We start from the raw sequence: 10,906 nt of genomic DNA, 5'->3' as shown, positions 1-10,906 counted from the left end.
GGGTGCCATTGTACAGTATTCTGGCTCTTTTTTAGGTTCCAAGTATCGAAAGGAAGGTAGCAATAAGGGAGAGTTTATCGGTGGCCCAATTGCATGTCTTGCTTATGGTATGCGAAGTAAGTGCTTAGCAGGCTTATTTTGCTTATTTACATTGGTCACGGCTTTCTCCGCAGGAAATCTTGCGCAAATTAACTGTATAGTTCCTCTATGCTCGCAAAATATTGGCATGAAAATTGTTATAGGTTTACTTTTAGCTGCAGCAATTTTCCCAGTGCTAATTGGCGGGAACAATCGTATTCTTAGATTTTCAGCACGAGTAATCCCTTTTATTGCGGGCTTCTATGTTCTTTCTTGTTGTAGTATTTTATGGATACATAGTGCTCAAATTTTCCCAGCACTGAAATTAATCTTATCTTCAGCATTCGGTACTAAAGCAGCTATTGCAGGATTAGGAGGATACACTCTTGCACAAGTGATATCAACAGGTATGAGTCGTGCGATTATGGCAACAGATTGCGGTAGTGGTATGGTATCTATTTTGCAATCTAATTCACGTAGTAATAATCCTGTTATTGATGGTCTGGTTACTCTATTACCTCCTGTAATCGTGATGGCTGTTTGTTCTATGACTATGCTAGTCCTGATTGTTTCTGGTGCTCATATCTCTGGTAAAGAAGGGACCCTCATGGTTTTGCACGCTTTCCAGTCTAGTTTAGGTTCCTGTGGAGGTCTAGTAGTTATTCTGGCTATGGCTTTATTTGGTTACACAACAGTATTAACGTGGTTTGCTTGTGCAGAAAAAAGTTTAGAGTATATGATTTCGGGAAGACGGGCCAATCTTATTCTGAAGCTACTTTTCATCTTGATGATTCCTTTGGGAGGAGTGTTAGAAATGCGTTTCATTTGGGCGCTCTCTGACTCAGGATTTGCAGGGATGGTCATATTGAACTGCATTTCACTAATCGCCCTTTTTAAAGATATATCATCAACAAATAAGGAAATTGTTGCGTTAAAAGACAATCATAAGCAAATCATTAGCATAAACTAAATTTCTCAAGGAGATTACCTGTGGAATTACTATCGCCAGCATTTGCTTACGGTCATCCTATTCCTAGGAAGTATACGTGTCAAGGAGTTGAAGTTTCTCCTCCCTTGACTTTCGTAGATGTGCCTAGTTCGGCGGCCAGTCTTGCTCTAATCGTGGAAGATCCAGATGTTCCAAAGAACATACGTCCAGACGGCCTTTGGATCCATTGGGTAGTATACAATCTGTCTCCTTCCATTACCAATCTCGCTGAGGGTGCAAATATTTTTGCAATTCAAGGGTTGAATACCTCTGGTAAAGCTTGCTATCAAGGACCATGCCCACCAGATAAAAAGCATCGTTACTTTTTCTATCTCTATGCTTTAGATACTATCCTTCCAGAAGCAGAAAATGTCTCTCGTGATCAATTATTGGAGATAATGGAGGGGCATGTCGTAGCAACTGCTGAACTCATGGGGGTCTATGAGCAAAGCTGAAGCTACTCTTCCTCGGGAATAAACTCGTCTCGTTTTTTCCTATGCTTCCAGTAGAGCGGGCCGTAGTGATAACATAGTTCTTCGCCCGCTTCGATTGTTTTTATAGATCGTATAATTATATGGAACAGCCCATCGTGAAAGGCTCCTATAGCTTCAACATTGGGTTTATCACTGTGGTTAATAAATCTTGTAAAGTTACCCTGGTAGCCACTATCTATCGTGAAATAGCGCCAGGATAACAATGGTAATGGATAACGGAAACAATAGTCATTCTCATCTAGCCACAATGCTTGCCGATGACGAAGTAAACCAGTATATTCTCCAATATATGACCAGGCAGGAATATGTTGACGAGCAAAAACACCATAACCAATATACGAATTTATCCAGCATATAGTGATAGGAGGACTTGGAGGAGAAGTTAAATCATTATTATGCAATTGCCCAAGCCATTTGGATAAGGGAGTGATGGAGCACCTTTTTTCTGCTTTACGGCAGAGCCTGCGCACTTTTTCTTCTACTTTCCAATCGGGGAATGTAAGAAAAGGAAGAAAAGAAAAATTCAGCAATTTTTCAGCTCTCTCTATAGAGTACGGAATGCTCTTCTTCCAGTCGCCATTCAGAGAAATATACCAGGGGGAAACCGAAAAGTTTTTCATATGTTAATCAAAGATGAAAAATATGTAGGCTCAGACATTTCACTAGCTTTAGCTACTATAAAAGGGAAGGAAGCGATATGTTCTACAGCAGACGAAGTTACTGATAATGCTAGCTCAGGTGTATTACACTCGTTCGATAAATGTGCTAAATAAATTCTTTTTATCTTAGGCGTAAGTACTTTTTGCAACAAAAATCCACACTCTTGGTTAGAAATATGTCCAAGTTTGCTTAACACTCGTTTTTTGTACACCTCAGCTCTACGTGACTGCTGAACCATTTCTGGATCATGGTTAGATTCTATTATTAGATAATCACAGTCATAAAGTTCATGGGTAATCCAAGATGTAACGCAACCTAAATCTGTACAAAATCCCAATTTTTCTTCGTGATAGTGGAAAACGTAACCCACAGGATCTACAGTATCATGAGAGACGTTAAAAGTTCGGATTTTTAAGTCGTGAAATGAAAAGGTTGTGCCGGTGGAAAAAATATGAAAATTAGGTTGTATATCTAAAATTTGCCTCAGATTACGGGCGGTATCTAAGTTGCAAACAATTGGAGTGTTGTAAGTTTTAATAAAACTCTTGATTCCAGATATGTGATCGGAGTGTTCATGAGAAACAAAAATAGCCTGAATATCTTCCGGATGAATGTCCATAGCGCGAAGCTCTCGGGTCACTTGTTGTTTACTAATGCCGAGATCTATTAGAATTTTGGTGGATGCTGTTCCCAAATAGGTACAGTTCCCTTTGGAGCCGGAAGCTAAAGGGAAAAAACCTTCCATAAATTATTATCCTTCTTGTGGAGGAAGTTGCACTAGTATTTGTCTGGGTTTAGCGCCTTCTGAGGGGCCAATAATACGCGCTTCTTCGAGTTGATCTATCAAACTCGCAGCCCTAGCATAACCAATTTTAAGTTTTCTCTGTAAGAAAGTTGTAGAGGCGTTGCCAGTTTGTAGAATTAAGTTTTTTGCTTGATTGAATAACGGATCCCGTTCGATATCCCCATCGCTATAAAAGTCTTCGTAAGTATCGAATGAAGGTATAACATATTTTGTATGAAATCGAGAGCAGAGATCTTTAATAACTTTATTGATGTCATCATCACGAATATAAGCTCCTTGAGCTCTGACAGCACCAAATGCAGAAGGAGAAACTACTAACATATCTCCATTGCCCATGAGGTTCTCAGCACCAGGTTCATCAATAATAATTTGACTATTTACTTTATTTGCCACTTTGAAAGCAATCCTTGAGGGAAAGTTTGCTTTGATTAATCCTGTAATCACATCTCGAGAAGGTCTTTGTGTTGCCAAAATTAAATGAATCCCGATAGCTCTAGCCATTTGTGCTAAGCGAATAATTGGAGTCTCTATATCTTGAGATGAAGATAAAAGTAGATCTGATAGCTCATCAATAATCCCTACAATAAAGGGCATCTTTTCGGGAATTTCTTTATCATACGAGGATTCGATGTCCAAATTTCTTACGCGCGCGTTGAATGCTTGAATATTGCGTAACCCCAAGAATCTTAAGATTTCATAACGTAGTTCCATCTCTTTAACTAGCCACATTAGAGCACTATGAGCGTCTCGCGATTCTGTTACTACTGGAGTTAGCATGTGTGGGAGTTGTGAATAACCGGTGAGCTCTACTTTTTTAGGATCTACTATCACCAATTTAATATCAGATGGTAAAGAGGTCATGATAATGGACATGACAATCGTATTAATACAGACAGATTTTCCTGATCCTGTAGTCCCTGCAATGATAAGATGTGGCATTGTAGCAAGATCTGCCCAAAAATTATCCCCATTAGCTTTTTTTCCTAGTAACAGAGGTATCTGAAGTTTTTGCTCTTGCTTTTGGTAATCCTCTAACAAGTCTCTAAAGTTAACAGGCTGTGGGTGCGGATTAGGAATCTCAATCCCTACAGCAGCTTTCCCTGGAATTGGAGCAATAATTCGTATGCTAGATGCTTGTAAATTTAAGGCTATATCATTTTCCAATGCTTTAATTTTTTGTACCTTTACCCCAGTTCTAGGTAAGACTTCAAATGCGGCAAGTGTGGGCCCAGAACAGATGTTTCCTATATCTGCATCGATTCCAAAACTTTCTAAAGTTTGTGCCAAAAGCAGAGCTTTCTTTTCCAATTCCTCTCGTAATGACTCTGGTTCAGAATCATCAGTCTTACTCAAAAGGTGATATTGGGGTAACCCTAAAGTTTCTTCAGGTATGATGTTAAAGTTGGCAGAAGAGGGCTTGGATGATTTTTTGTTAGGCAGTATTAAGGTTTGAGGTAAAGGAGTAATTTTTGAACTTTTTTCTAACGCATTATCATGCTTGGGGAAGGTGGATAGAGTGCGTTTTTGTGGATGAGGTGTTAGAAAAATCGTAGGAGATCTCGATGGTTCAAAGGTAACCGGAGATACTCCTTCAAGGTCGCTATTTTCTACAGGTAGCGACACTATTGGCATTGCAGCTTTTTTTTGAGACGGTCTATTAGTGCCCATTGTAGGCGATATTTTCATAGACGGTCTGGGCAAGTATGTCTTTTTGTCAGTAAGTTTTTTGAAACAACTTGTTAACAAATGAAAAAAATTTTCCAACTTTTTTTTGAAAAATTTTTGAATAATTTTTTTTTTAACAAGTTCGAATCCGCCGAATAAGTAGAAAATAGAAAAAAGAAAAATAGAGGAAAAGATTAGAGCAGTTCCAACAGAGCCGATTAAGTTTTTTAAACATAAACTTTGCCCAGCATAAAGAATATAAAATGGAATACCACCCAGATAAGATACGGGAGGATTCAAACCAACGATGATTTTAGGCAAACGTGTATCTAAAGCTCGAGGTAATATCGTTGCAGGTGAAAGCATAGATAACAGGATGGCACTACATAAGGGCAAAGCTGCAAAAGCAAGAGCTTTCTTTCTAAGTATCGTTGTCGGTGTTCTGCGTAGATTTAATAGTGCTAGCCACAAAAAATATGGAGGAATCAAAAGAGATGCGGCACCAAAAAAATAAACTAGAAAGGAACTCAAAGACCAGCCCAACAATCCGATCCAATTTTGTGTACATGGTTGGTTGCTGTGGAAACTCCATAAACTAAGTCCAGAAAAACAAGCGAGAACTAGGTAGGTGCTAGCCCTAACCGTAGAAGAAATTGCTCGAAATAGGCGAAACTTAGGTTTTTGTCGCTCTTTTGCCATGAAAAAACCAAGGTTTTATTAGGAATCACTTTATTCTAAATATTTGGTTATATCAAGAAGGACAAAAGAAAAAAAGAAGATAAAAGAGGGCGAACGACGGGGTTTGAACCCGCGACCTTCGGAACCACAATCCGACGCTCTAACCAACTGAGCTACGTTCGCCATGGAACTGAAAAACAGGAATATTATCCCCAAGACAATATTTATCCAAGTCAAAAAATTAAGAGATTTAGGAATTTTTGATTTGTCAATTTTTATTTCTAAACAAGAGGTGGTTCCATGTGTATTGTGCAAACTAATGTAGGCAATTTTTGGAATAAAACAGGAGATGTTTAGTGGATCTGAGGATGAAACGCAAACACAGTAAAAACAAAAAAAATTAAGATTTTTTATCTCATTATTTTTGCCCTCATAGGTATGTGTAGAGGTGTTTTTTGCGGATTTGATTTCGAGACAGAAAAAAATAAAATGTGCAAATAGGTTGCATAAAAAATCCTGTTTTCGATAGATTGTTGATTTCTTCTTGAGTGCGAGACACGAAAGAATGAACAACCCGCACAGCGATGAGGGTGAGCAACGAAGGTCTTGAGATCTTTCAGGACGTTCTTCTTAACAATGCAAATGAGATAGAATGCAGGCCAGTAATATAAAATGCTTGTGAGGATTTTTTAAAAATCCGTTAATTTTTGAAGTTTATTTTTTTTCTGAGAATTTGATCTTGGTTCAGATTGAACGCTGGCGGCGTGGATGAGGCATGCAAGTCGAACGGAACAACAGCTTCGGTTGTTGTTTAGTGGCGGAAGGGTTAGTAATACATAGATAATCTGTCCTCAACTTGGGAATAACGATTGGAAACGGTCGCTAATACCGAATGTGGTGTATTTTAGGCATCTAAGATATATTAAAGAAGGGGATCTTCGGACCTTTTGGTTGAGGGAGAGTCTATGGGATATCAGCTTGTTGGTGGGGTAATGGCCTACCAAGGCTTTGACGTCTAGGCGGATTGAGAGATTGACCGCCAACACTGGGACTGAGACACTGCCCAGACTCCTACGGGAGGCTGCAGTCGAGAATCTTTCGCAATGGACGAAAGTCTGACGAAGCGACGCCGCGTGTGTGATGAAGGCCTTAGGGTTGTAAAGCACTTTCGCCTGGGAATAAGAGAGATTGGCTAATATCCAATTGATTTGAGCGTACCAGGTAAAGAAGCACCGGCTAACTCCGTGCCAGCAGCTGCGGTAATACGGAGGGTGCTAGCGTTAATCGGATTTATTGGGCGTAAAGGGCGTGTAGGCGGAAAGGAAAGTTAGATGTTAAATCTTGGAGCTCAACTCCAAACAGGCATCTAATACTATCTTTCTAGAGGTTAGATGGAGAAAAGGGAATTCCACGTGTAGCGGTGAAATGCGTAGATATGTGGAAGAACACCAGTGGCGAAGGCGCTTTTCTAATTTATTCCTGACGCTGAGGCGCGAAAGCAAGGGGAGCAAACAGGATTAGATACCCTGGTAGTCCTTGCCGTAAACGATGCATACTTGATGTGGATGGTCTCAACCCCATCCGTGTCGGAGCTAACGCGTTAAGTATGCCGCCTGAGGAGTACACTCGCAAGGGTGAAACTCAAAAGAATTGACGGGGGCCCGCACAAGCAGTGGAGCATGTGGTTTAATTCGATGCAACGCGAAGGACCTTACCTGGGCTTGACATGTATTTGATCGCGGCAGAAATGTCGTTTTCCGCAAGGACAGATACACAGGTGCTGCATGGCTGTCGTCAGCTCGTGCCGTGAGGTGTTGGGTTAAGTCCCGCAACGAGCGCAACCCTTATCGTTAGTTGCCAGCACTTAGGGTGGGAACTCTAACGAGACTGCCTGGGTTAACCAGGAGGAAGGCGAGGATGACGTCAAGTCAGCATGGCCCTTATGCCCAGGGCGACACACGTGCTACAATGGCCAGTACAGAAGGTAGCAAGATCGCGAGATGGAGCAAATCCTAAAAGCTGGCCCCAGTTCGGATTGTAGTCTGCAACTCGACTACATGAAGTCGGAATTGCTAGTAATGGCGTGTCAGCCATAACGCCGTGAATACGTTCCCGGGCCTTGTACACACCGCCCGTCACATCATGGGAGTTGGTTTTACCTTAAGTCGTTGACTCAACCTTTTTAGGAGAGAGGCGCCCAAGGTGAGGCTGATGACTGGGATGAAGTCGTAACAAGGTAGCCCTACCGGAAGGTGGGGCTGGATCACCTCCTTTTAAGGATAAGGACGACTATTTTTACAGATAGTCCGACTAGGTTGGGCAAGTGTTTTATAAGACTTGCATTCTATTTCTTTTGCATTGTTAAGTTTTTTTGTTTTCAAAACATTCAGTTTGTGATCAAGTATGTTATGTAAATAATAATGGTAACAAGTATATTTCACATATAATAATAGACGTTTAAGAATATTGTCTTTAGGTGAAGTTAACTTGCATGGATCAATAAATTTACAGACCAAGTTATTAAGAGCTATTGGCGGATGCCTTGGCATTGACAGGCGATGAAGGATGCGTTTACCTGCAGTAATCTTCGGCGAGCTGGTATAAAGCTATGACCCGGAGGTTTCCGAATGGGGCAACCCGATAGATTAATTATCTATCATTATACGTTGAATACATAGGCGTATAAAGCGACACCTGCTGAACTGAAACATCTTAGTAAGCAGAGGAAAAGAAATCAAAGAGATTCCCTGTGTAGCGGCGAGCGAAAGGGGAGGAGCCTAAACTGCGTTTTTTGGCGCAGGGTTGTAGGGTCGATAACGTGGGATCTTGAGTTCTAGTTGAATATTTCTGGAAAGTTGAACGATACAGGGTGATAGTCCCGTAGACGAAAGAACAAGAGACTCTAATCGATACCTGAGTAGGGCTAGACACGTGAAACCTAGTCTGAATCTGGGGAGACCACTCTCCAAGGCTAAATACTAGTCAATGACCTATAGTGAACCAGTACTGTGAAGGAAAGGTGAAAAGAACCCTTGTTAAGGGAGTGAAATAGAACCTGAAACCAGTAGCTTATAAGCGGTCGAAGACCTATGACCCTTTTTGGGTTATGGTTGACGGCGTGCCTTTTGCATGATGAGCCAGGGAGTTAAGTTAAACGGCGAGGTTAAGGGATTTACATTCTGGAGCCGAAGCGAAAGCGAGTTTTAATAGAGCGTTTAGTCGTTTGATTTAGACACGAAACCAAGTGAGCTATTTATGACCAGGTTGAAGCATGGGTAAGACCATGTGGAGGACCGAACTAGTACCTGTTGAAAAAGGTTTGGATGAGTTGTGAATAGGGGTGAAAGGCCAATCAAACTTGGAGATATCTTGTTCTCTCCGAAATAACTTTAGGGTTAGCCTCGGATATTAAGCTTTTGGGGGTAGAGCACTGAATTCTAGCGGGGGCCTACCGGCTTACCAACGGAAATCAAACTCCGAATACCAAAAGCGAGTCCGGGAGATAGACAGCGGGGGCTAAGCTTCGTTGTCGAGAGGGGAACAGCCCAGACCGCCGATTAAGGTCCCTAATTTTATGCTAAGTGAGTAAGGAAGTGATGATTCTAAGACAGTTGGAATGTTGGCTTAGAGGCAGCAATCATTTAAAGAGTGCGTAACAGCTCACCAATCGAGAATCATCGCGCCAATAATAAACGGGGCTCAAGCATAAAACCGACATCGCGGGTGCATATGCAAATATGCGCGGTAGGAGAGCGTAGTATTCAGCTGAGAAGGTATACTGTAAGGAGTGCTGGAGCGGATACTAGTGAAGATCCATGGCATAAGTAACGATAAAGGAAGTGAAAATCTTCCTCGCCGTAAGCCCAAGGTTTCCAGGGTCAAGCTCGTCTTCCCTGGGTTAGTCGGCCCCTAAGTCGAGGCACAAATGCGTAGACGATGGAGTAACAGGTTAAATATTCCTGTACCACCTAAAACTGTACCAATGGAATGACGGAGTAAGTTAAGCGCGCGGACGATTGGAAATGTCCGTATCACAATGAGACTGGTTAGTAGGCAAATCCGCTAACATAAGGTTAGGTTGTGGTTAAGGGAAATCTTCGGAGGAACTGATAGCGTGGCGCGATGCTTTCAAGAAATAATTTCTAGGTGTTGATGGTGACCGTACCTAAACCGACACAGGTGGGCGAGATGAGTATTCTAAGGCGCGCGAGATAACTTTCGTTAAGGAACTCGGCAAATTATCCCCGTAACTTCGGAATAAGGGGAGCCTTTTGAGGTGATTGTCTTTGCGACATGAGCGTCGAAAGGCCGCAGAGAAATGGCCCAGGCGACTGTTTAACAAAAACACAGCACTATGCAAACCTCTAAGGGGAAGTATATGGTGTGACGCCTGCCCAATGCCAAAAGGTTAAAGGGATATGTCAGCCGCAAGGCAAAGCATTGAACCCAAGCCCTGGTGAATGGCCGCCGTAACTATAACGGTGCTAAGGTAGCGAAATTCCTTGTCGGGTAAGTTCCGACCTGCACGAATGGTGTAACGATCTGGGCACTGTCTCAACGAAAGACTCGGTGAAATTGTAGTAGCAGTGAAGATGCTGTTTACCCGCAAAAGGACGAAAAGACCCCGTGAACCTTTACTGTACTTTGGTATTGATTTTTGATTTGTTATGTGTAGCATAGCCAGGAGACTATGAGCACTCTTCGTCAGGAGAGTGGGAGTCGTCGTTGAAATACTGGTCTTAACAAGTTGGGAGTCTAACGTAATTCCATGAATCTGGAATACGGACATTGCCAGACGGGCAGTTTTACTGGGGCGGTATCCTCCTAAAAAGTAACGGAGGAGCCCAAAGCTTATTTCATCGTGGTTGGCAATCACGAGTAGAGCGTAAAGGTATAAAATAGGTTGACTGTAAGACCTACAAGTCAAGCAGAGACGAAAGTCGGGCTTAGTGATCCGGCGGTGGAAAGTGGAATCGCCGTCGCTTAACGGATAAAAGGTACTCCGGGGATAACAGGCTGATCGCCACCAAGAGTTCATATCGACGTGGCGGTTTGGCACCTCGATGTCGGCTCATCGCATCCTGGGGCTGGAGAAGGTCCCAAGGGTTTGGCTGTTCGCCAATTAAAGCGGTACGCGAGCTGGGTTCAAAACGTCGTGAGACAGTTTGGTCTCTATCCTTTGTGGGCGCAGGATACTTGAGAGGAGCTGTTCCTAGTACGAGAGGACCGGAATGGACGAACCAATGGTGTGTCGGTTGTTTTGCCAAAAGCATAGCCGAGTAGCTACGTTCGGAAAGGATAAGCATTGAAAGCATCTAAATGCCAAGCCTCCCTCAAGATAAGGTATCCCAATGAGACTCCATGTAGACTACGTGGTTGATAGGTTGGATGTGTACGCGCAGTAATGCGTTTAGCTTACCAATACTAATAAGTCCATCGACTTGGTTTTTTATCATATGAAATGCCGTATAGGCTTTTCTTTTGAATTAAGTCGATTTATGTAAGTTGATACTAAAGACCTCTTAAGCGTCTATTAGT

The 10,906-nt window shown here is 42.2% G+C and carries 5 protein-coding genes, 1 tRNA gene and 2 rRNA genes; 4 read left to right on the top strand and 4 right to left on the bottom strand.

The genetic code is table 11. From position 1 onward, the window contains the following. A partial coding sequence (locus H359_RS04595; RefSeq protein WP_021119600.1) for an alanine:cation symporter family protein occupies window positions 1–1,048 on the top strand: 1,048 nt, incomplete at its 5' end. A gap of 20 nt (window positions 1,049–1,068) precedes the next feature. Next, on the top strand, window positions 1,069–1,521 hold the full coding sequence (locus H359_RS04590; protein WP_020370589.1) for a YbhB/YbcL family Raf kinase inhibitor-like protein: 453 nt from the start codon (window positions 1,069–1,071) through the stop codon (window positions 1,519–1,521). Window positions 1,522–1,523: 2 nt separating this feature from the next. Here the strand turns inward: H359_RS04590 and H359_RS04585 are convergent, their stop codons facing one another. The 4 genes from H359_RS04585 to H359_RS04570 form a co-directional block, all read right to left on the bottom strand. Beyond that, a complete protein-coding gene (locus H359_RS04585; RefSeq protein ID WP_020370588.1) occupies window positions 1,524–2,180 on the bottom strand; it encodes an SET domain-containing protein in 657 nt (218 codons plus the stop codon). Beyond that, window positions 2,177–2,965 carry an MBL fold metallo-hydrolase gene (locus tag H359_RS04580; RefSeq protein WP_020370587.1) on the bottom strand — a complete coding sequence of 263 codons (789 nt, stop codon included), beginning with the start codon at window positions 2,963–2,965 and terminating at the stop codon, window positions 2,177–2,179. Before H359_RS04580 ends, H359_RS04585 begins: the two co-directional genes overlap by 4 nt. Before the next feature lie 6 nt (window positions 2,966–2,971). Next, the gene (locus tag H359_RS04575; RefSeq protein ID WP_020370586.1) at window positions 2,972–5,389 is read right to left on the bottom strand and encodes a DNA translocase FtsK; all 2,418 of its coding nucleotides are present in this window, start codon (window positions 5,387–5,389) and stop codon (window positions 2,972–2,974) included. Between the two features lie 88 nt (window positions 5,390–5,477). Then, window positions 5,478–5,551 (bottom strand) — tRNA-His (locus tag H359_RS04570). Window positions 5,552–6,089: 538 nt separating this feature from the next. On the opposite strand from H359_RS04570, the gene H359_RS04565 reads away from it, so the two are divergent. Both H359_RS04565 and H359_RS04560 read left to right on the top strand, forming a co-directional pair. Next, window positions 6,090–7,642: ribosomal RNA gene (locus tag H359_RS04565) — 16S ribosomal RNA — on the top strand. A gap of 236 nt (window positions 7,643–7,878) precedes the next feature. Continuing rightward, window positions 7,879–10,817 (top strand): 23S ribosomal RNA (locus H359_RS04560). The 16S and 23S rRNA genes sit together here, the layout of an rRNA operon. Window positions 10,818–10,906 lie beyond the last annotated feature (89 nt).

It is taken from the genome of Chlamydia ibidis 10-1398/6 (assembly GCF_000454725.1).
Classification (GTDB): Bacteria; Chlamydiota; Chlamydiia; order Chlamydiales; family Chlamydiaceae; genus Chlamydia; species Chlamydia ibidis.
This window is presented reverse-complemented; position numbering and strand designations above follow the sequence as displayed.

What these genes read in the sequence shown, in the direction of transcription:
- H359_RS04585 (WP_020370588.1), bottom strand. Translation starts at nt 2,180, where the DNA reads ATGAAAAACTTTTCGGTTTCCCCCTGGTATATTTCTCTGAATGGCGAC.
- H359_RS04580 (WP_020370587.1), bottom strand. Translation starts at nt 2,965, where the DNA reads ATGGAAGGTTTTTTCCCTTTAGCTTCCGGCTCCAAAGGGAACTGTACC.
- H359_RS04575 (WP_020370586.1), bottom strand. Translation starts at nt 5,389, where the DNA reads ATGGCAAAAGAGCGACAAAAACCTAAGTTTCGCCTATTTCGAGCAATT.